At 67.4% G+C, this 21,112-nt stretch carries 16 protein-coding genes; 9 read left to right on the plus strand and 7 right to left on the minus strand.

The features are described from left to right. Window positions 1-420: 420 nt before the first annotated feature. A complete protein-coding gene (locus AB0M24_RS45805; RefSeq protein ID WP_363781147.1) occupies window positions 421-1,620 on the minus strand; it encodes a DUF222 domain-containing protein in 1,200 nt (399 codons plus the stop codon). Between the two features lie 572 nt (window positions 1,621-2,192). After that, window positions 2,193-3,647, minus strand: coding sequence for a glycoside hydrolase family 47 protein (locus AB0M24_RS45810; RefSeq protein ID WP_363781149.1), 1,455 nt, complete (start codon window positions 3,645-3,647; stop codon window positions 2,193-2,195). Between the two features lie 245 nt (window positions 3,648-3,892). On the opposite strand from AB0M24_RS45810, the gene AB0M24_RS45815 reads away from it, so the two are divergent. From AB0M24_RS45815 to AB0M24_RS45850, 8 genes are all read left to right on the plus strand, one after another. After that, the gene (locus tag AB0M24_RS45815) at window positions 3,893-4,876 is read left to right on the plus strand and encodes a LacI family DNA-binding transcriptional regulator (RefSeq protein ID WP_363781207.1); all 984 of its coding nucleotides are present in this window, start codon (window positions 3,893-3,895) and stop codon (window positions 4,874-4,876) included. Then, on the plus strand, window positions 4,873-5,904 hold the full coding sequence (locus AB0M24_RS45820; protein ID WP_363781151.1) for a class I mannose-6-phosphate isomerase: 1,032 nt from the start codon (window positions 4,873-4,875) through the stop codon (window positions 5,902-5,904). Before AB0M24_RS45815 ends, AB0M24_RS45820 begins: the two co-directional genes overlap by 4 nt. Beyond that, on the plus strand, window positions 5,901-6,665 hold the full coding sequence (locus tag AB0M24_RS45825) for an ATP-binding cassette domain-containing protein (protein ID WP_363781153.1): 765 nt from the start codon (window positions 5,901-5,903) through the stop codon (window positions 6,663-6,665). The genes AB0M24_RS45820 and AB0M24_RS45825 overlap by 4 nt, the downstream gene beginning before the upstream one ends. A 2-nt stretch (window positions 6,666-6,667) precedes the next feature. Beyond that, window positions 6,668-7,702 (plus strand): ABC transporter permease, encoded by a 1,035-nt coding sequence (locus AB0M24_RS45830; protein ID WP_363781155.1) that lies wholly within the window; start codon window positions 6,668-6,670, stop codon window positions 7,700-7,702. A 17-nt stretch (window positions 7,703-7,719) separates the two neighbouring features. Continuing rightward, window positions 7,720-8,694, plus strand: coding sequence for an ABC transporter substrate-binding protein (locus AB0M24_RS45835; RefSeq protein WP_363781157.1), 975 nt, complete (start codon window positions 7,720-7,722; stop codon window positions 8,692-8,694). Between the two features lie 174 nt (window positions 8,695-8,868). After that, complete coding sequence (locus tag AB0M24_RS45840; protein WP_363781159.1) at window positions 8,869-10,392, plus strand: alpha/beta hydrolase; 1,524 nt, start codon at window positions 8,869-8,871, stop codon at window positions 10,390-10,392. 12 nt (window positions 10,393-10,404) lie between these two features. Then, complete coding sequence (locus AB0M24_RS45845; RefSeq protein ID WP_363781161.1) at window positions 10,405-11,919, plus strand: alpha/beta hydrolase; 1,515 nt, start codon at window positions 10,405-10,407, stop codon at window positions 11,917-11,919. A gap of 124 nt (window positions 11,920-12,043) precedes the next feature. Continuing rightward, window positions 12,044-13,543, plus strand: coding sequence for an alpha/beta hydrolase (locus tag AB0M24_RS45850; protein ID WP_363781163.1), 1,500 nt, complete (start codon window positions 12,044-12,046; stop codon window positions 13,541-13,543). Here the strand turns inward: AB0M24_RS45850 and AB0M24_RS45855 are convergent. Genes AB0M24_RS45855 through wecB form a run of 3 tightly spaced genes read right to left on the minus strand, consistent with a single transcriptional unit; the run spans window position 13,528 to window position 17,240 of the window. Next, the gene (locus AB0M24_RS45855) at window positions 13,528-14,148 is read right to left on the minus strand and encodes a hypothetical protein (RefSeq protein WP_363781165.1); all 621 of its coding nucleotides are present in this window, start codon (window positions 14,146-14,148) and stop codon (window positions 13,528-13,530) included. The genes AB0M24_RS45850 and AB0M24_RS45855 overlap by 16 nt on opposite strands. 57 nt (window positions 14,149-14,205) lie before the next feature. Next, window positions 14,206-15,987, minus strand: a complete 1,782-nt coding sequence (locus AB0M24_RS45860) for a polysaccharide deacetylase family protein (protein ID WP_363781167.1) — start codon at window positions 15,985-15,987, stop codon at window positions 14,206-14,208. Then, window positions 15,984-17,240, minus strand: coding sequence for a UDP-N-acetylglucosamine 2-epimerase (non-hydrolyzing) (gene wecB / locus AB0M24_RS45865; RefSeq protein WP_363781169.1), 1,257 nt, complete (start codon window positions 17,238-17,240; stop codon window positions 15,984-15,986). Before wecB ends, AB0M24_RS45860 begins: the two co-directional genes overlap by 4 nt. A gap of 358 nt (window positions 17,241-17,598) precedes the next feature. Here wecB and AB0M24_RS45870 point away from each other — a divergent pair, with 358 nt between their 5' ends. Continuing rightward, entirely contained in the window at window positions 17,599-18,918 is a 1,320-nt protein-coding gene (locus AB0M24_RS45870) for a glycosyltransferase family 2 protein (RefSeq protein WP_363781171.1), read from the plus strand. Here the strand turns inward: AB0M24_RS45870 and AB0M24_RS45875 are convergent. Together AB0M24_RS45875 and AB0M24_RS45880 are read right to left on the minus strand one after the other, a co-directional pair. Continuing rightward, window positions 18,915-19,568: a response regulator transcription factor gene (locus AB0M24_RS45875; RefSeq protein ID WP_363781173.1), complete on the minus strand. Its 654-nt coding sequence runs from the start codon at window positions 19,566-19,568 to the stop codon at window positions 18,915-18,917. The genes AB0M24_RS45870 and AB0M24_RS45875 overlap by 4 nt on opposite strands. Next, window positions 19,559-21,061, minus strand: a complete 1,503-nt coding sequence (locus AB0M24_RS45880; protein WP_363781175.1) for a GAF domain-containing protein — start codon at window positions 21,059-21,061, stop codon at window positions 19,559-19,561. The genes AB0M24_RS45875 and AB0M24_RS45880 overlap by 10 nt, the downstream gene beginning before the upstream one ends. Between the last annotated feature and the right edge of the window lie 51 nt (window positions 21,062-21,112).

Here is a 21,112-nt window from a genome sequence, read left to right on the forward strand (position 1 = left end):
CGCCATCGCCGCTTGCCTTCGGCTTTGCGGGATGGCCGCGCGTGCCGCGCGGGACGTTGTCCGCTCGTGGCTGGCTCCCGGCTCGGCGCACAACGACTCGGCGCACAACGAGGGCAGCCGACAATCGCCAGGCTCCCAATGGCCCGCCACGCAACGCCCTCCCAATAGCCCGCCTCGCAATGGCCCGACGCTCAATAGCCCAGCCCCCAGCGGCCCGCCCCGCGACGGCCCGATCCCAATCACCCGACCCTCAATCCACCGACTCCCAATCACCGGGCTCCCAATCACCCGGCTCCCAATCACCCGGCTCCCAATAGCCCGACCTCCAACAGTCCAGCCCCAAAGACCGGCTCGCAATAGCCCCCCCCCAATGACCCGGCTCGCACTAGCCCGGCCTGCAGTTGCCGCTCGCCTGACGGTTCAGACAGCGGTGTGGAACTGGTTGCGTCTGGGTTTTCGTTCTGGGTCCAGCCATGGCGGTGGATAGAACGTCGGTATGCCGTGGACGAGTTTCACTTCCCACTCGCTTTGGTGGATCAGCGTGTGGTGATGGCGGCAGAGCAAGACCGCGTTGTCGACGGAGGTGTCACCACCGTTGGCCCAGTACTGGATGTGGTGGGCATCGCAGTGTCTTGGCGGTCTCGAACAGCCCGGGAAGGCGCAGCCTCGGTCTCTGGCGACGAGGATTCGGCGGATTCCCGCCGGGAAGGTCCGGGTCTTGCGGCCGATGTCCATCGGCTGGGACTGGCCGCCCAGGATCAGCGGGATCACACCCGCATTGCAGGCGAGCTGGCGGACCTGGTCGGCCGGGATCCGCTCACCGTTGTCCAGCAGGGCCTGGCCGGTCTGGTTGGCCAGGTCGTCGTAGCTCATCGTGAGCGTGAGGGTGACTGGCTCGCCGCCGTGCTCGGGCAGCTGGTCGGCGCGGACCATCAGGTTGACCAGCTCGGCGAAGGCCTCGCCCTCGCGTTCGGAGCGGTCACGCTGGTCCGGGCCTTCGCCGGTGTCCGGGCGGGGCTTGGCCAGCGAGGCCAGGGCGGCCTCGTAGGCCGCGCCGGTCGCCGTGTCCAGCAGCGCCTTGACCTCCAGGTAGCCGTCTTTGCGTCGGCGGCTGTAGTGCCGGTTGACCAGACGCTCCGGCTTCGGCTCGGCGGGCTCCGGGTCGTCCTGGTGAAGCGAATAGGCGAGCCTGGCGCCCAACTTGCGGACCGTGGCGGGCTCGAACTGCCTCGCGTAGTCCACCACCGTGGCCTCGTGCTCGGCGGGCAGCTTCTTCATCGCCTTGGCGATCTCCACGACATGCGCGATCGACAACTCGCCCTCGGCTGCCGCCTCGGCGGTCAACGGAAGCTCCGGGGCCAGCTCACTGCCGGTCGGAGTGATCTCGCTGCTCAACAACCCGGAATTCGCCACCCACTGCCCGGCGACGTTAATGTCCCAGCGCACCGCGTCCCGCAGCACCTGCGCCAACTTCTTGTAACCGAACTCGGCCGCAGCCCCACGCCGCTCCAACTCGGCGATCTTCCGCATCGCCGAGTTCTCGCGCACCCGCATTTCCTTCACATCATCGGCGATGCCCTGCAAGAGCTCGTCGGAGGAAGAAAGCCGGGGATCGCTCACACGTTCGACTCTACCGCAAGATCACGACCAGATAACACTAAAAACAGAACACCATCGTGTGAACCACCCAAACAAACACCTCCCGCGAAGCCGAAGGCAAGCGGCGATGGCGAAGCCGAGCCGAATGCGGGCAAACAACGAGAGGTACCGGTAATAACTCGCGCGTTCGGTGCCAACGTGCCCACGCTGCAAAGCGATTGGGGCTTGACTTTGGGTGCGAGGTGCTACCCTTTTCGGATCGGGCGGGTGCGAAGCATCCGACCTTTTCCGCCCGACAAAGCGCCTCGCAAGGGACCCGAAGTCAAGCCCCAATCGCAATCGACGCGCCAGCGGCGATGACGAAACCAAAGCCCGTCAGGTTGCCCGCGCGCCCACCTACGCAAGGTGAGACGACGCACGGCACGCGACCAACCCCGCTGGAACCGCCACCAGCCACCCCAAACCGACCCGCACAACCGCAAAGGGCTGAGCCGGGGTGCCACCGCCGCCGCACAGGCACCCCGACCCAGGTGAAGACCGGGCTGAGCGCCGCCGCCGCCAAGTTACGGCGCTCAGACCCGGAGCCAAAGCGACTACCTCCGCGCCCCCAGGAAGATGTTGCCCTCGGTCGAGAGGTAGTGGTTGGTGTAGTCGAACCGGCGCGCGTCGCCGAAGATCAGCCAGTAGTACTTGAGCTGCTCCGACCACCAGTAGCCAGGGCAGAAGTCGCCCTGAGCACCGGAAGTCACGTCCCGCAGGATCGTGTAGCCGTAGTTGGTGCGCGAGGTGCGCTTCATCTCCTGGTAGTGGCGGTACGCGCGCTCGCGGTAGATCTCGTCGCGCGTGGCCAGCCACAAGAAGAAGGCGCCGTCCGCGTACTCGGGACGCAGTTGGTTGCCGACGGAGGTCGGTCGCAGCGACGTGTAGTTGATGCCCTCGGGCAGCACGCCGTAGCGGTCCTGAACCGCGGTCCACGAGTCGTGGTACGAGCGACCACGCGCGACGTCACCGCTCTCGGCCAGCAGGCCGCCGAAGAACGCCGCCAGCTCGCTCTGGGTCCGCGAGGAACGCTGGCCGGTGAAGGCGTCGACCTGGGCGAACCAGAGGCGGCCGGAGACCACGTCGGTCTGGTAGCGCAGGATCGCGCGCACAAGCACGTCCCACCACGCCTTGAGGTCGCGGTCGCCGAACAGGTGCCAGCCGTCCCACAGGTATTCGTAGTAGGAGTCGGCGGGCGGGCCGATGGTGGCCACCCGGTTCCGCCAAGCACCAGTCTCGGCGTGCACATCCCACGGCAGCAGGCCCAAGGACGTGCGACGGTCGAAGGTGTACTTGAAGGCCTTCTTGGCCGCGTTGTAGTACTTGGGGTCACGAGTCCACCGCGACAACGAGCCGAACTCCGTGATGTAGGTGCCGGTCTCGGCCAGGTTCGTCTCCGGCGACGACACCGCGCCCGTGCGCAGGTTCACGTAGCGGTAAGGGATTCCGGTCGGCGACTTCGTGAAGGCGACCAGCAACCGGTCGCCGAGGTCGCGGGCCAGAGCCAGCAAAGCCGAGTCGCCGCTCACGTGGTAGGCGGAGAGCAGGCCGCCCAGCATGCGGATGTTGGTCTCGAAGACCTGGAACGACGCGTCGACGTCGAACGACAGATGGGACTTGACCCAGCGGACGCCCTCGGCGAACTCGGCGTCGAGTTCCATGAGCCACAAGGTGTCCAGGGCTTCGACCACGGTCAGGCCCATCGGGTGGCCGGGAACGAAGAACTCCTCGTAGCCGCCCGAGACCGGCTTGATCTGGTCGTGCCCGAACGCACGGTCCACATAGGACCGCCAGGCCCAGCGCACTTCGGAGCGCACGTCCTCGGCCACCGCGCGCCAGCCACCGGGAGGCGGCGCGAGTGCAGTGGCACCAACGGAAGGAACCGGACCAACCGCAGCAGAAGGCGGTGGCGCGGACGGGGATGGTTGAGCGGCAGCAACACCGGGCACGCCGGCAAGCCCGGCGGCTCCGAGGAGGCTGAGAACGCTTCGGCGTGGCAGGTCACGCATGGCTGATCTCCCCTCTGGCTGACAACGCTGTCTGTCACCAGATCCTTGCGGAGCGCACACGGCCACCGTCAATACCGGCGCAGCCACCTGTCCTGTTCAGGACACCAAGTGAGAAAATGAATGGCCGCTTGACCGGTTCCGGAACGGTTGACAAGCGCGTAAAGCCGGGGTGAGATACGCCCACTATGACAACGTTGTCCCCCAGCGGCCCGGTAGCCGGTCAGCGCAAGGTACGTCGCGCGACGATGAACGACGTCGCGCGGCTCGCGGGCGTGAGCATCAAGACCGTCTCGCGCGTGGTCAACGACGAGCCAGGTGTGCACCCGTCCACCGCCGAGCGCGTGCTGGCGGCCATCGACCAGCTCGGGTTCCGCCGGAACCTGAGTGCCCGCAACCTGCGCCGAGGCTCGTCCACCGGCACGATCGGGCTGGTGCTGGAGGACGTCGGCAACCCGTTCTACTCCGGCGTGACGCGCGCTGTCGAGGAAATCGCCCGTTTGCGCGGCCGTCAGGTGATCTCCGGGTCGTCCGACGAGGATCCGGGCAGGGAACGCGAGCTGGCGCTGGAGTTCTGCAGCCGCCGGGTCGACGGGCTGCTCATCGTGCCCGCGGGCCTGCAGCACAGCTATCTGGTGCCGGAGATGCGCGCGGGCACGCCCGTGGTGTTCCTGGACCGGCCGGCTGGCGACGTCGTGGCGGACACCGTGCTGGTGGACAACATCGGTGGCACGGTCGAGGCCGTCACCCATCTGGCTGCACATGGGCATCGCCGCATCGCGTTCCTCGGGGACGCGCCGGACATCTTCACGGCCAACGAGCGCCTCAGGGGCTACCGCGAGGGCTGCGTCAGGGCGGGCATCGGCTACCACGAGGAGCTCGTGGCGATGGGGCCGCACGACGAGGGCAGCGTGCTGACGACGTTGCAGCGGCTGCAAACCGCCAGGGAGCCCGCTACGGCGATCGTGGCCGGCAACAACCGCATCACCGTGCACATCCTGCGCGCGCTCGCGGGAGTCGCGGAACGGCCCGCTCTGGTGGGCTTCGACGACTTCGAGCTCGCCGACCTGTTGTCGCCGCCGGTGACCGTGATCGCGCACGACGCGAGCGCGCTCGGCAAGGCGGCCACCGATTTGTTGTTCGCCCGACTGGACGGCGACAACTCACCACCGCGCCGCGTCGTGCTGCCGGTGCGCTTGGTGCCACGAGGATCCGGGGAGGTCCACGCGTGAGTTCTGGTGTGCTCCACCAGCCTGTCAACCTGCCGGCCAACCAGCCGAAGCAGTTCTACCGCGGCGGCGAGGCGATCGCCGCGTTGCGCGGAGGGACGAGCGGCGACTTCGGGCCCGAGGACTGGGTGGCCTCGACGACGACGCTGTACGGGCGCAGCGACGCCGGGTTGACAACGTTGCCAAACGGCGTGCTCCTGCGCGACGCCGTCCAGGCGGACCCCGTCGGCTGGCTCGGCCAGGACCACGTGGCCGAGTTCGGCGCGGACACGGCGTTGCTGGTGAAGCTGCTCGACGCGGGCCAGCGCCTGCCCGTGCACTGCCACCCGTCTAACGCCTTCGCGTCCGAGCACCTGAACTGCCGTCACGGCAAGACGGAGGCGTGGATCGTCGTCGGCACGACCGGCAGCGACCCGACCGTCTACATCGGATTCCGCGACGACGTGCCGGCGGACGTGATAGCCGACTGGGTCGCCACGCAGAACACCAAGGCGATGCTCGACTCGCTGAACCCGGTCTGCGTCCGCCCCGGCGACACGGTCTACGTGCCCGCCGGCGTGCCGCACGCGATCGGCGAGGGCGTCTTCATCGTCGAACTGCAGCAGCCCACCGACTTCTCGGTCACGTTGGAGTGGAAGGACTTCCTCGCCAACGCCGACATCGGCCACCTCGGCCTCGGCTACGACGTGGCGCTGGACTGCGTCGACCGCCGCGGCTGGGCCGGTCAGCTCGACAAGCTCGTGCGCCAGACGTCCGAGAAGTGGGCGCCGTCGGTCGATCTCCTCGGCCACGACGCCGACCCGTTCTTCCAGGCCGACCGCCTGCACGTGGAGGGCTCCTTCGCACTGGAGCCGTCGTTCGCCGTGCTGGTCGTGCTGGAGGGGTCAGGCCAGCTCGGTGAGCTGGAGGTCCGCAAGGGCAGCACCGTCGTCGTGCCGCACGCGGCAGGCGAGCTCGGACTGTCCGGCGACCTGGTGGCGATCCGCTGCCGACCGCCCGTGTTGTCCACAGCAGAGGATGTATCCCCATGAGCCAGCCGTTGCTGGAGGCTCGTGATCTCACGAAGAACTACGGCACCGTGGAAGCACTCCGCGGTGCCTCGTTCACCGCCTACCCCGGCGAGGTCGTGTCGCTCATCGGCGACAACGGCGCGGGGAAGTCCACCCTGGTGAAGTGCCTGTCCGGGGTGGAGCAGCCGACCAGCGGAACCCTGCTGTTCGACGGCAGACCCCTCACCCTGCACTCCCCCAACGACGCCCGCGACCGCGGCATCGAGACGGTGTTCCAGGACCTCGCGGTCGCGCCGGACCTCGACCCTGCCGCGAACATGTTCCTGGGCAGGGAGATCCTCAAGCCCGGCCCGCTCGGCTGGCTGGGAGTGCTGGACAAGAAGGCGATGCGCAGGCAGGCTGCCGAGCACTTCGGCCGGTTCGGCGCGACGCTGCAGAGCATCGACGTGCCGATCGCGGCGCTGTCCGGTGGCCAGCGCCAGTCGGTCGCCGTCGCGCGATCGGTGGCGTGGGCGTCGAAGCTCGTCTTCATGGACGAACCGACCGCCGCACTCGGTGTGGTGCAACGGGAACGCGTGCTGGATGTGATCAAGCGCGTGCGCGACGAGGGCATCGCCGTGGTGCTGATCTCGCACAACATGCCCGAGGTGCTGTCCGTGTCCGACCGGGTCGAGGTCCTGCGCCTCGGCCGTCGCGTGGCCCGTTTCAAAGCCGCCGACACGACCGTTGAAGAACTCGTCGGTGCGATGACCGGCGCACTGTCTCAAGAGGACGCGGCGTAAAGATGACCACCAAAGAGACAACGTTGTCTAATTTGGAAGACGAGCAGCGCACCCCGCTCCTCAAGCGCCTGACAGGCGCAAACACCCTGTGGATCGGCTTGGTGCTGCTGGTTCTGGTGGCGGTGTTCGGCGCGATCCGCCCGGACGCGGTGTTCCAGGTGACCACCCTGCAGTTCCTGCTCGCGGAAACCGCTGTGCTGCTGGTGCTCGCGGTCGGCATGACGTTCGTGATCATCACGTCCGGCATCGACCTGTCCGTCGGTTCGGTGCTGGTGTTCTCGTCCGTCCTCTCCGCACTGGCGATGAACAAGATCTCCGGTGGCGACGCGACGAACGCGGGCTGGGGCGTCATCGCCTACGGCCTGCTGGTCGCGATGGTCAGCGGCGCCGCGTGGGGTCTGCTCAACGGCCTGCTGATCTCGCGTGCGAAGATCCCGCCGTTGATCGTGACACTGGGTTCCTTCGGCGCGGCGCAAGGCGCTGCTTTGTTGCTGAACAACGGTTCCAACGTGTCCGGCATCCCGGACAAGCTGAACACGACCTTCGGCTCCGGCACGTGGTTCGGCATCCCGAACATCGTGATCGTGGCCGCGGTCGTCACGGCACTCGGCGCGCTTCTCTTGTCCACCACCCGTTTCGGCCGCTATACGTACGCGGTCGGTTCGAACGAGGAGGCGGCACGACGCGTCGGCATCTCGGTGCGCAACCACCTCACGAAGGTGTACCTGCTCGCGGGCACCCTGGCGGGCCTCGCGGGTTTCATGGGCAACGCGTTCTTCCGGGTCGCGGTCGTCACCGGCCACGAGACGGACAACCTGAACGCGATCGCCGCCGTCGTCCTGGGTGGTACCAGCATCTTCGGCGGCATGGGTTCGGTGCTGGGCACGGTCTTCGGCGTGTTCATCCCGGCGGTGTTGGAGAAGGGCCTCGTGATCATCGGGGTCAAGGAGTTCTGGCAGCCGATCGCCGTCGCGATCGTGCTGGTGGCCGCCGTGTGGCTGGACCAGACACGGCGGCGGGCGCGCAACCAACGTTAGGGAAAGGTGCTGGACCAATGAAGATCCGCTCCGCAGTGGCTGTCTCAGCCGCTTTCCTGCTCGCCGCGTGTGGCGGAGGCGGGCAGATTGGTGACTCGGGTTCGGGCAACTCTGCCGCGAACAAGAAGCTGGTGCTGATTCCCGGCATCACCGCGGAACCGTTCTACATCTCGATGCAGTGCGGGTTCCAGGAGGCGGCCAAGGCGGCGGGCTACGAGTTCGACACCCAGGCCCCCGCCAAGTTCGACGCGGCGCAGCAGACCCCGATCGTCACGGGCGTGCTGGCCTCGAAGCCCGCGGCGGTGCTGATCGCGCCGACCGACGACAAGGCCATGGCCGGTCCGATGAAGCAGCTCAAGGACGCCGGCATCAAGGTCATCGAGGTCGACACCAAGCTGCAGGACACCTCGATCGCCGCGTCCAGCATCTCGTCCAACAACGAGCAGGGCGGCAAGCTCGCCGCCGAGACGATCAACAAGCTGGCGGCCGGCAAGTCCGGTTCGGTGCTGGTGCTGAACACCAAGGCCGGCACGTCCACCACCGACGCCCGCGCCAAGGGCTTCGAGGACGAGATCAAGAAGTACCCGAACCTCAAGTACATCGGGCAGCAGTACACCGACAACGAGCCCGCCACCGCGGCCTCGAAGGTCACCGCGACGCTGGCCGCGAACCCGGACCTGATCGGTGTGTTCGCCACCAACCTCAACACCGGTGAGGGTGCGGCGACCGGTCTGCGCAACGCGGGCAAGACCGGCACGGTGAACCTGGTCGGCTTCGACGCCTCGCCCAACCAGGTCAAGGACCTGCAGGCGGGCACGGTGCAGGCCCTGATCGCGCAGGACCCCGGCACGATCGGGAAGCAGGGCGTCGAGCAGGCCCTGGCCGCGATCGACGGCAAGACGAACAAGCGCAACATCGAGACGGACCTCGTCGCCATCACCAAGGCGGACGCGGACGCCAACTCGAAGTACTTCTACAAGCAGTCCTGCTGACGTTTCGCACGTCGACGAAGGGCCGTCCTCTCGGGGGCGGCCCTTCGTCCGTTCGGGGCATTTGCCCGGGTTGGCGTACGACCAGAGTCGTACCCGCCGAACACCCTCCGGTGGATGTCCGGCGCTCCTGAAAGCGATGAGCTAGGAGCACTGGAACATGGAGGGGGAACTCCGTTGCATCGCAGCAAGGTCGCGGCGGCACTGGCCGTCGTCACCGCAACATCGCTTTTCGTGGCGCCACAAGCGCAGGCGAGCACTCAGGAAATCCAGTGGCAGAAGTGCTTCGACACGCCACCACCAGGACTTCCGCCGGGCGCCGAACGGCTGGAGTGCGGCAGCTTCACCGCACCGATGGACTGGAACAACGTCGGCAACGGCAAGACCATCACCATCGCGGTGAGCAGGCTCAAGCCCAAGAACGGCACGGCGAAGTCGACCGTCTTCACCAACCCAGGCGGACCCGGCGGTGAGGGCCGCACGTTGCCGCTGGTCTACCTCGACCGGCCGAAGCTCAGCGAGAACGCCGAGATCATCGGCATCGACGTGCGCGGAACCGGCGCCAGCAGCAACGTCACCTGCGGCAACTTCAACGGCGACACCATCACCGACCCGCGCGACCGCAGCAAGGCCAACCTCGACCTGCTCTACGGCGCGTTCGAGCTGCAGGCCAAGTTCTGCCAGACGAAGTCCGGCGAGTTCGGCAGGTACGTCACCACCGACCGGACCGTGAAGGACCTCGACCTGCTGCGGCAGATCCTGCGCAAGCCCAAGGTCAGCTGGATCGGCTACTCGGGCGGCAGCTGGATGGGCGCCTACTACGCCACGTACTTCCCGAAGACGCTCGACAAGATCGTGCTCGACTCCAACGTCGAGTTCACCGGGCCGTGGCAGCCGATCTTCGACGACTGGGGCATGGGCTTCGAGCGCCGGTTCCGCGTCGACTTCCTGCCGTGGGTGGCGAAGTACGACAACGTCTACCACCTCGGCGAGACAGCGGAAGAGGTCCGGCAGTCCTACGAGCGCACCCGCGCCAAGCTCGCCGAGCAGCCCGTGACGCGACCGGAAGGCACCTACTACCCGCAGACGCTCGACGGGTTCCTGCGCGGTGCCGTCTACAGCAAGAAGTACTTCGAGGTCGGCGCGCAGGTCTTCGCCGAGCTCGCGGGCACGGCCGGGCCGCAGCTGAAGGCGCAGGCGAGCTACCCGGACGCGCAGAACGCCACGGCGTACTCGATCGTCTGCAACGACACGCCGTTCAAGGGCGACCGCAGGTACCTCGAACGGGACGGCGCGAAGGACGGCGCCAAGTGGCCGCTCGGCGGCTACTACCAGGTCATGGGCCCGTGCGCGTTCTGGGACCGGCCGAACGTGACCCTCAAGCACCCCAACGGAATCGGCGTGGACTCCACGCTGATGGTGCAGTCGGTGCGCGACCCGGCGACGCCGCTCGAGGGCGCGCAGAAGGCGCACCGCAACTTCAGGAACTCGCGGCTGCTCACCGTCGAGGACGAGGGTGACCACGGCATCTACGGCTTCGGCAACAAGTGCGTCGACGACATCGTCGAGAGCTACCTCGTCGACGGCGTCACGCCCGCGAAAGACCTGACGTGCCCGGGAGTTCCGCTGCCCGCACCCGGCGGGACGGCGGGCAACTCGCTCGCGACGGCACACCAGTTCGCCACCCAGCTCGGTTGGTAGGAGGGGAAACCGATGCACCGCAAGAAGATTGCGGCGGCTCTGGCCGTCGCGACGGCAACATCGCTCGTGATCGCACCCCAAGCTCAGGCGAGCACGTTCACCACCCAGCAGATCACCTGGCAGCAATGCACCGACGAGCCAGGCTTCGAACGGTTGCAGTGCGGCCGGTTCACGGCTCCGATGGACTGGAACCACCCGAACAACGGCAAGACCATCACCATCGCGGTCAGTCGCACGGTTCCGTTGAACGGCAAGGCGAAGACCACCGTCTTCACCAACCCTGGCGGGCCGGGCGGTGAGGGCCGCACGTTGCCGCTGGTCTACCTGAACCGGCCGAAGCTCAGCGAGAACGCCGAGATCATCGGCATCGACGTGCGCGGAACCGGTGCCAGCAGCAACGTCACGTGCGGCATGTTCGACACGCTCGGCTCGACGGACCCGCGCGACCGCAGCAAGGCCAACCTGGATCTCTTGTACGGCGGCATGGAGCTGCAGGCGAAGTTCTGCCAGACCAAGTCCGGCGAGCTCGGCCGCTACATCACCACCGACCAGACCGTGAAGGACCTGGACCTGCTGCGACAGGTGCTGGGCCGCAAGAAGGTCGACTGGCTCGGCTACTCCGGCGGCAGCTGGATGGGCGCCTACTACGCGACCTACTTCCCGAAGACGCTCGACAAGGTCGTGCTCGACTCCAACACCCAGTTCACCGCGCCGTGGCAGGACGTGTTCGGCGACTTCGGACTCGGCTTCGAGCGACGGTTTCGCGTCGACTTCGCGCCGTGGGTCGCCAAGTACGACAACGTCTACCACCTCGGCAAGACCGGGGAGGAAGTGCGGCAGGCCTATGAACGGACTCGCGCGAAGCTCGCGCAGCAGCCCGTCACCCTGCCCGAAGGCACGTACTACCCCTTCACGCTGGATCTTCTGCTGGCTCAAGGGCAGTACAGCAAGTACGCCTTCGACTCCACCGCGCGGAAGTTCGCTGAGCTGGCGGGTGCGGTGCCCGCGCAGCTGACGGCGCAGGCGAGCTACCCGGACGCCCAGAACGCCACGCTGTACTCGATCATCTGCAACGACACGCCTTTCCAGGGCGGCCGGAAGTACCTGGAACGCGACGCGGTCCAAGACGGAGCGAAGTGGCCGTTGCTCGGTTACCTCCAGATCATGGGCCCGTGCGCGTACTGGGACCGGCCGAACGTGAACCTCAAGCGCCCCAACGGAATCGGCGTGGACTCGACGCTGATGGTGCAGTCGGTGCGCGACCCGGCCACACCGCTCGAAGGCGCGCAGAAGGCGCACGCGCGGTTCGCCGGCTCGAAGATGCTGACCGTGAACGACGAAGGTGACCACGGCATCTACGGGTTCGACAACCCTTGCGTCAACGACGTCGTCGAGCGCTACCTCGTCGACCGCGTGAACCCGACGAGCGACGCCACCTGCCCCGGCGTGCCGCTGCCCGCTCCTGGCGAGCAGCAGGCGAACGTGCTGAAGCAGGCCCGTGAGCTGGCGGTTCGACTCGGCTGGTGACAGTTGTCATGAGTCGTTGCACGTCTTGGCGTAAGCCGAGAGTCGCATGACGTCGTCCCCCTTCTGGCGATGTCCCCGGCCACCGGAACTGGTGGGCTTGGGGCACACCAGAAGGGGGATCGACATGAGAACGCCCTGGGCGATCGCGGCGGCCGTCGCGGCGAGCATGATCGTCGTGCCGCAGGCATCGGCCTCACCGCAACAGATCAACTGGCAGAAGTGCACGGACCTGCCGACCTTCGAACGGCTGGAGTGCGGCAGCTTCACCGCACCGATGGACTGGAACAACCCTCGCAACGGCAAGACCATCACCATCGCGGTGAGCCGCACGGTTCCGTTGAACGGCAAGGCGAAGACCACCGTCTTCACCAACCCGGGCGGGCCGGGCGGCGCGGGTCGCACGTTGCCGCTGGTCTACCTGAACCGGCCGAAGCTCAGCGAGAACGCCGAGATCGTCGGCATCGACGTGCGCGGAACCGGTGCCAGCGACAACGCTACGTGCGGCGGCTACCAGCACCGGCTGGCGACGGACTGGCGCGACCGCAGCAAGGCGGGCCTCGATCTGATCTACGGGGGCATGGAGCTGCAGGCGAAGTTCTGCCAGACCAAGTCCGGCGAGTTCGGCCGCTACATCACCACCGAACAGACCGTGCGCGATCTCGACCTGCTGCGGCAGATCCTGGGCCGCAAGAAGGTCAGCTGGCTCGGCTACTCCGGCGGCAGCTGGATGGGCGCCTACTACGCCACGTACTTCCCGAAGACGCTCGACAAGGTCGTGCTGGACTCCAACACCGAGTTCACCGAGTCGTGGCAGACGGTCTTCGACAACCTCCCCGCAGGGGCCGAGCGCCGGTTCCGCGTCGACTACCTGCCGTGGGTGGCGAAGTACGACAACGTCTACCACCTCGGCAAGACCGCCGAAGAGGTGCGCCAAGCCTACGAAGGGTTGCGCGCCAGGCTTGTCGAGCAGCCCGTCACCCTGCCGGACGGCACCGTCGTGACCCCGGTCCTGCTCGACGCCCTGATCTTCACGGGGCTCTACTCGAAGGACTCCTTCGAGCCCACCACTGTCCTGTGGACTCAGATCGCAGGTCCGTCGCCGGCCAGGACGGCGGCACCCAAGCAGTACCCGGACTCGATCATGGGCACGCAGATGTCGATCCTGTGCAACGACACCCCGTTCCGCGGCGACCGGAAGTCGTTGGAGCGCGAGGGAAACCTGAGCGTCAAGAAGTACTCCCTCGTCGGCGGCTACCAGATCACCGGCCCGTGCGCGTGGTGGGACCGGCCGGACGTGCATCTCAAGCGCCCCACCGGCAAGGACGTCTCGTCGGTGCTCATGGTGCAGTCCGTGCGCGACCCCGCGACGCCTCTCGAAGGCGCGCAACGGGCGCACCGGAAGTTCGCGAACTCGCGGATGCTGACCGTGCAGGACGAGGGCGACCACGCCATCTACGGGTTCGGCAACAACTGCGTCGGCGACGTCGTGGAGAGCTACCTCGTCGACGGAGTGGTGCCCACCAGGGATCTGAGCTGTCCCGGCGTTCCCCTGCCCGCACCCGGTGAGAGCACGGGCAACCCGCTCACCAAGGCACGTGAGCTGGCGGCTCAGCTCGGCTGGTGAACCTCCAGCACAGCCTCGGACAACGTGGTGTACCAGGCGCTTTCGGTGAACTTGGGCCCGGTTTCCTCGCCCAGGTAGAGGTCGATGTGCCGGTCACCGCCGAGTCCGGGGGTGAACTCGTCGGTGATCTCCCACGACGAGGACGCGAGCTTCTGGCACACCGCCGAGTCGACGTTCGCGCCCTGCGGCGTCTGTCCACAGGAGACGAGCTTGATCCGTGAGCCGGTCTTCAAGCCGTCGGCGGCAGCTGAGACGAAGGGGCGAAGAGGCTTTCCGAACGAGTCACGGGGTTCGGTGTCGAGCCAGTAGCCCTTGTCGTAGGACCAGTTGAGGTACCGGCCGGGAGTGACAGTCCGGCCGGTACCTTCGTCCTTGACGGCCTTCGCGAACGACTGCGGGAAGTTCCCGAGCAGGTCCTTGCCGTTCTCGCAGTCGATGACCGGACAACCCCGCACGGGCACGACCGGTCCACTGTGGAACGACTCGACGGCTGTGTAGTAGACGGTGACCTGCCAACCCTCATCGGTAGCAGGCGGCGCCGAACCGGTGCCGGCAGAGGAACACCCGGCCAGAGCCAGGACCACCAGCACACCAGCCCAGCGCACGACAACCTCCTGGACGGCCGGGAGACCCCGTGAGATCTCCCGGCCTTTCTTTCAGAATCAGCCGGCCATCACCGTGGCGACGGACGCGAACGTGTAGCCCGCGCTCTTGAGCCCCTGAACGGTCTGCTGCAGGTACCCGGTTCCCAGGTACGGGTGGTAGAAGAAGCTCGCGACACCATCATCGACCACCTTGAGCTGTTGCGCCGTCTTGACCAGGTCGGCCGGCAGGCGGGCGGGGTGGTTGTTGAACGGCTCGGGCTCGACGTTGCCCACCGCTTCCGGCGCCACGACGGAGCCGTAGATGTCGCGGACCAGATACGGGAAGTACTGGCCGTAGATCTTGCCGTAGTCCGGCGTTCCGGTGCCGCACGCGCCACCGGGGCAGTACCCGCCGAAGTACAGGCCGCGGTCGTAGCGCTTGCCGAAGTTCTGCTGGATGACCTGGTAGTCGACGGCAGACGCGGCGTAGTGCGGCGGCTCGAAGATGGTCGGCTTCGCGAAACCGGCCAGCGCGAGCTGCGTCGTCGACGAGTTGATCCGGCCCTGCGCGTACGAGGCCGAGTCACCGGGGACCGGGCCGTCGTAGATGACGCTGTTGTTGGCGTCCACGTGAGCCATGTAGAACTCGAAGTCGTTGCCGCTGCGGCCGTCGTAGGGGTTGATGGCCTTCTGGAACTGGTGCGTGTAACCGTGCATCAGGATCGTGCCGCCGCGCTGGGTCATGTACCGCAACGCGTTGACGACCTGCGGCCGCTGCGAGAGGTTCGCCGCTTCGGGCACGCCGTTGTTGTCCGCGCCGAGCGGGTTCTCGAAGCGCGGGTAGACCGCGATGGAGAACGGGATCTTCTGCGCGTACAGGTAGTCCGCGACCGCCCGCAGCTCGTTCGGGTCGGCGTCGGGGCCGACGTCCTCGATGCGCACCAACGCGCGCTTGCGGTCGGCCATCGTCGGGTTCGACACGCGCGAGATCAGGTCGGCGGCGGCCAGGTAGCGGTCACCGTGGTCGACGTAGCTGAACGGGATCTCGCCGATGTAGGTCAGGTTCTTGGCCTTGGTCGCCCAGTTGATCGGGCCGATGGCCGACCCGTTCGCGATCGCCGGTGCCGACGCGATCGCCGGGTTGGAGATCGAGGTGACCATCAGACCGGACGGCGTCGCGAGCGAGCTGCGGCCGAGGTCCGTGTTCTCGTACCGGACCGTGGTCGCCGCGCCGAAGTCGAAGCCGGACCAGTTCCAGCCGTAGGTCGCGCTGAAGTTCGGCGCGCGAGCCGTGAGCTGCCAGATGTTGTGCGCCATCCACAGCACCGGCTTGGTCGTCGCCAGCACGTCGTCCAGGAACGCCACCGGAATCGGCTCGTCGTACGTCGATCCGATGTAGACGACGCCGGTGTAACCCGAGATCTCACCGGCGGTGTAGGCGCCGACCGGGTGCATGACGTACGAGCTGCCGTGCGAGACGAGGTTGCCCGCCTGCACCGCGTACGCCTCGCCGAGCCACGCCCACGGGCCGGTGTTGTCGTACAGCACCAACGTCTTCTGGCCGGTCTTGGCACCGGGAGCGCCACCACCGTTCGTGCCGGTCGCGGCGGCCTGAGCGGTCGCGGACAGGCCGAGCGTGCCCAGCACCGTCGAGATCACGCCGGGCTGGGTCGTGCGCTGCTGGATGCGCGTGCTCGTCGTCGACGGCGTGGCCGTCGGTTTGGGCGGCGCGGGCAGCGCGTTCTCGACCAGCTCGCCGACGTCGAGGCTGAGCGAGAGCGGCGCCGCCTGAGCGGGCGCGGGAACCATCGAGACCGCGAGCAGAACCCCGGCGGCCACCTTCACCAGTCTGGCCTTCATGCCACATCAACCTCTCCGGACATGCGCAACGTCGCGCTGCCCGCGTAAGGAGCGAACTCAACGGGTCGCTGCTGTTGCAGGCCCAGCAGCCAGGCCAATGCCTGTTCGGTGCGCACGGAGGCGAGCCCGTCGCCGAACGGGTTGCCCTCGGCGGTCATCGCCTCGCGCGCGGACGGGTTGTCGAGCAACCGGACGGTGAGGTCGACGATCCGTTCGCGGTCGGTGCCGACGAGCACGGCACAGCCCGCGTTGACGGCCTCCATCCGCTCGGTGACGTCCCGCAGCACCAGCGCCGGGACGCCGAACGACGGCGCCTCCTCCTGGATGCCACCGGAGTCGGACAGCACCAGCGTGCACTGCGCGAGCAGCCGGGCCATCTGCGAGTACGGCAACGGGTCGGTGATCGTGACGTGGCCGATGCCGCCCAGCACGTCCATCACCTGTTGGCGCACAGCGGGGTTCGGGTGCGCGGGCAGCACGATCTCGACGTCCGGCTTGGCCTCGACGATGTCCGCCACCGCACGCAGCACGCGGTCGAGCGGCTCACCCCAGGACTCGCGCCGGTGCGTGGTGACCAGCACGAGTCGCGACTGTCCCGCGTGGACCCGGTTCTCGATCTCCTGCAGCCGTACGTCGGTGTAGGGCGCGCGCCGGGCCGCCACGTCCAGCACCGCGTCCACCACCGTGTTGCCGATCGTCAGGACGTTGTTGCCCTGCAACGACTCCGCAGCGAGATGCGCGGTGGCGTCGGCGGTCGGCGCGAGGTGCAGCGACGCGAGCTGGCCGACCATCTTGCGGTTCCCCTCCTCGGGGAACGGCGAGGTCAGGTCGTGCGAGCGCAGCCCGGCCTCCAGGTGCACCACCGGAATCTGGTGCCAGAAGGCGGCGAGCGCGCCCGCGAGGGTCGTCGTCGTGTCGCCCTGCACCAGCACCGCGGCCGGCGCTCGTTCGGTGAAGAGCCGGTCGAGCTCCTCGATCAGCTGGCTGGTGAGCTCGGCCTGGCCGCCCGTGACGCGGTTCAGCTTGAGCCTGACGTCCGCCGCGAAGCCGAACGACTCGAGGGCCTGGTCGACCATCTCGGGGTGCTGTCCGGAGTTCACGACGACCGGCCGGATGCGCCCGCCCGCGAACATCGCGGCGGCCACCGGCGCCATTTTCACGGCCTCCGGACGAGTTCCCGCCACGAGAAAGACCTCGGGCGTCTCTCCCCGATAGAACTGCCTCGGTCCGGGCACCAGGGCACTTGGTCCCATCTTCTACCTCTTTGGACTCTATCCGGGCACGTGCGGCGAACGTGCGTCATCACAAGCAGCGAGCCGACGGTCTCGATCATCGCTGACAATCAATTGGTACTCGCCTCGCACGGGTACCGCCACAACGGTGATTAGGTATACGAACTTCGTGTAACGAAGCTCCATTCGTCCCCGATATGGCCGGTTGACGCTCCGCTCTACCTGCCCCTAGTCTCGCCTCGAACACCAGCTCCTGGCCTTGCTGTCTGGTATCTCGCACCGGCCCAGCGCTTCGTTACCAGGAGCCAGCAATGACTCAACTTCACATCCGAACCGTTGTGGTTGTCCCTGCAACCTCTTTTGTAGACAGGTTTGTGTCATGAGCGACACGACACAATTCGCGACGTTCATGCTCGTCCTGCTCGTGTTTTGGCCCAGTTACAACCTGGTGCTCGCACTGTTCGTCTGGTGGCGCCCGAAACCGGGTGGACCGGAAGTTCCGTCGCGGCATCCGCTGCAGTACTGGATCATCATTCCCGCGCTGAACGAGGAACGTGTTGTGGCGAACACAGTGCGTTCCGCGCTGGCGTTGGACGGCGCGCGCACACCCGTTCAAGTCGTCGTTGTCGACGACGGATCGGACGACCGCACGCCGCACGTGCTCGCCGAGATCGACGATCATCGACTGCACGTTCTTCGCCGCAACCCTCCCGAGGCCCGAAAGGGCAAGGGCGAGGCGCTGAACCACGCCTTTCGATACATCCGCGGCATCGCCGAAGCCGACGGCACGGTGCACCGCACGATCATCGGTGTGATCGACGGCGACGGTCGCGGCGAGCCCGGCATGCTCTCCGAGATCACCTCGTACTTCGGGCAGCGCGACGTCGGTGCCGTGCAGTGCCGCGTCCGCATCCACAACCGCACCAACCTGCTGGCGTTCCTGCAGGACCTGGAGTTCAGCTGTGTCGTGGACGCCTCGCAGTCGCTGCGGGACGTCGTCGGCACGGTCGGGCTCGGCGGCAACGGCCAGTTCGTGCGCCTCGCCACGTTGATGGGCCTCGGCGACGCGCCCTGGTCCGCCTGCCTGGTCGAGGACCTGGAGCTGGGCCTGCGCGTGCACCTGACGGGCCAGCGGATCCGGTACGCCACGCACGCGACGATCACCCAGCAGGGCCTGATCGACGTTAACCGGCTGCTGCGCCAGCGCACCCGGTGGGGCCAAGGCAACCTGCAGTGCCTTCCTTACGTGCCCAAGCTGGTGCGCGCGAAGCACGTGGGATCTGTGGCGCTGCTGGAGTTCCTGCAGTACCTGCTGACGCCGTGGCTGGTCGCGCCGATGACGTTGCTCATCACCGCGTTGGTGGGCTTCAGCTTCTACGCGCAGATCAACGGCCACGACCTCAGCGGTGGGGTGGTGAGCACCTCAGCAACCTTGCTGGCACTGGGAATCTGGCTCGTCGCGCTGGTGCTGCCCGGCCTGATCTGGGGCGTGGTGCACCGGCTCAAGCACGGCGACGAACCGTTGTGGCGGTGCCTCGCCGTGGGGCTGGCCTATCCGGTGTTCCTGATCCTCGGCTCGATCTCGACGTTGCGCGCGCTGTACCGGCACTTCGCGGGGCGCAACTCGTGGGCGAAGACGGAACGGTTGGCGGAGAAGGAGGTTCCGGCTACCTCGAAGCCGGTACCGAAGATCGCTTAGAACGCGCCGGGGTGGGTGCGTCTGCGTCGGGCCGCGTAGACCCCCGCCTCGGTTCGGCGGTCGAAGCCGAGCTTGTGCAGCAGCGATGACACGTAGTTCTTCACGGTCTTCTCGGCGAGGAACAGGCGGTTCGCGATCTGCCGGTTCGTCATGCCCTCGGCGATGAGATCGAGGATCCGCCGTTCCTGTGGACTCAAAGCCGCATACCGCGGGTCTTCCTCCGGACCGCCCCGCAGCCGTTGCAGCACGGTCGCCGTGACTCCCGCGTGCAGCAACGAACCGCCGTCGGCGAGCGTGCGCACCGCGGCCACGAGATCGTTGCCGCTGACCTCTTTCAGCATGTACCCGGACGCGCCGGCCATGATCGCGCCGAACAACGCCTCGTCGTCCGAATAGGACGTGAGCATCAGGCAGGCCGGCGGCGGCTGCAGGAGACTCCTGATCTCCCGGCACACCGTCACGCCGTCGCCGTCGGGCAGCCGGACGTCGATGATCGCCACATCGGGTTTGAGCCTGGGCGCCAACGTGATCGCGGCCGACGCGCTGTCCGCCTGCCCCACCACCTTGACGTCGTCGGCCTGTGCGAGCAGCTGCACCAGCCCGCGCCGCACGATCTCGTGGTCGTCCACCAGCAGCACTGCTATCGCCATGTCGCCTCCTGCAGCACCAGCGGGACGAACCACGTGATGCCCACGCCCGCTCCGGGGATCGAGTCCACCGCGCAGTCACCGTGATGGCGCCGCGCACGAGCCGCCATGTTCGCGAGTCCCCCGGCGTGGTGGGGCACGCCGGGGGAATCTTCAGTCAACGGCAAGCCGCGCCCGTCGTCCTTCACCGTGAGCTCCAGCCGCGTCATCGTGCGGTTCACGCTCACGGCCACAGCGACGTGCCGCGCTCTCGCGTGCCGCACCACGTTCGTGAGCGCTTCTCTGAGCGTGGCAAGGAGATCCGGCCTGAGCTGGTCCGGCACGACGGTGTCCAACGGGCCTTCCAGCGACACGTCCGGCTCGAAGCCCAGCAGCCGCGCCGAGTCGTGGACGGCGTTGAGCAGCTGGCCTCTCAAGCTCGTGCCGCCCGACGGTGGTTCCTGCAGGGAGAAGATCGTTCTGCGGATCTCGCGGATCGTGTGGTCGACCTCCTCCACGAACCCGGTGATCCGTTCGGAGAACCTCACGTTCGTACCGGTGAGCCCCTGCAGCCCCAGGCCGAGCCCGAACAGGCGCTGGATGACCAGGTCGTGCAGGTCGCGCGCGATGCGGTCGCGGTCTTCGAGCACCGCGATGCGTTCGGTGTCGCCCTGGGCCCTGGTGAACTCCAGCACCAGCGCCGCCTGGGCGGCGAAGGCCTCGATCAGCTCGGCGTCGTCGAACTTCGGCTCGCCGCGCTTCCTGGCCACGATCAGGACGCCGATCCTGCGGTCGCCGACGGTCAGCGGCACCACCGCGCACGGGCCGGGCACCGTGGGAACCGTGCCTTCCTCGTGGCACTCCGCCTGACCCGACTCGTAGACGCGGTAGCTGACCGTGCCTTCTCGCGGCACCCGCATGCCCTCGGCGTCGTACGTGCCGCCGTCGGTCACCTCGATGACGAGGTCGCCCGTGTGGTCCGGGAGCGCTAGTGCGGCGAAGTGCGCACCCGCGGTCTGCCGCGCGGTGGTTGCGACCCTGTACAGGGCCTCTCTGCCGTTGGTACCCGTCAGCAGGTCAGTGGTGACGTCTGCCGCGGCTTGTAGCCAGGCCTCTCTCTTGCGCGTCTGCTCGTAGCGGTCGAGGTGCCCGATCGCCGAGCCCGCCGCCGTGGCCAGCGCGGTGAGGATGTCCTGGTCCCGGTCCGTGAAGTCGGCCTTCCCGGACAGGAAGAGGTTGCCGAAGGTCTCGTCGTGGACCTTGATGGGCGCGCCCAGGAAGTCCGCTACGCCGATCGAGCGCGGGTCACCGGACGTGATGTGCGCCTGGCCGTCGTCGTGCGTGAACTCCAGCAGCTCCTTGTGCCCGTTGACCACGGCCAACGCGCCGTAGGGGGCCTCGATGAGGTCGCACGCCGACTCGACCACGTGGCGAAGGAGGTCGGGGAGGGTGTCGTCTTCGGCGAACGACAGCACGACGTCCAGCACTCGCTGTTCCGTGCTCACGTTGCCGCCCACGGCTTCACCCCTCGGGGGGATAGAAGTGACACCGCATGAACGACTGAGGGT

This window comes from Lentzea sp. NPDC051838 (genome assembly GCF_040681245.1).
In the GTDB taxonomy this organism is placed as follows: domain Bacteria; phylum Actinomycetota; class Actinomycetes; order Mycobacteriales; family Pseudonocardiaceae; genus Lentzea.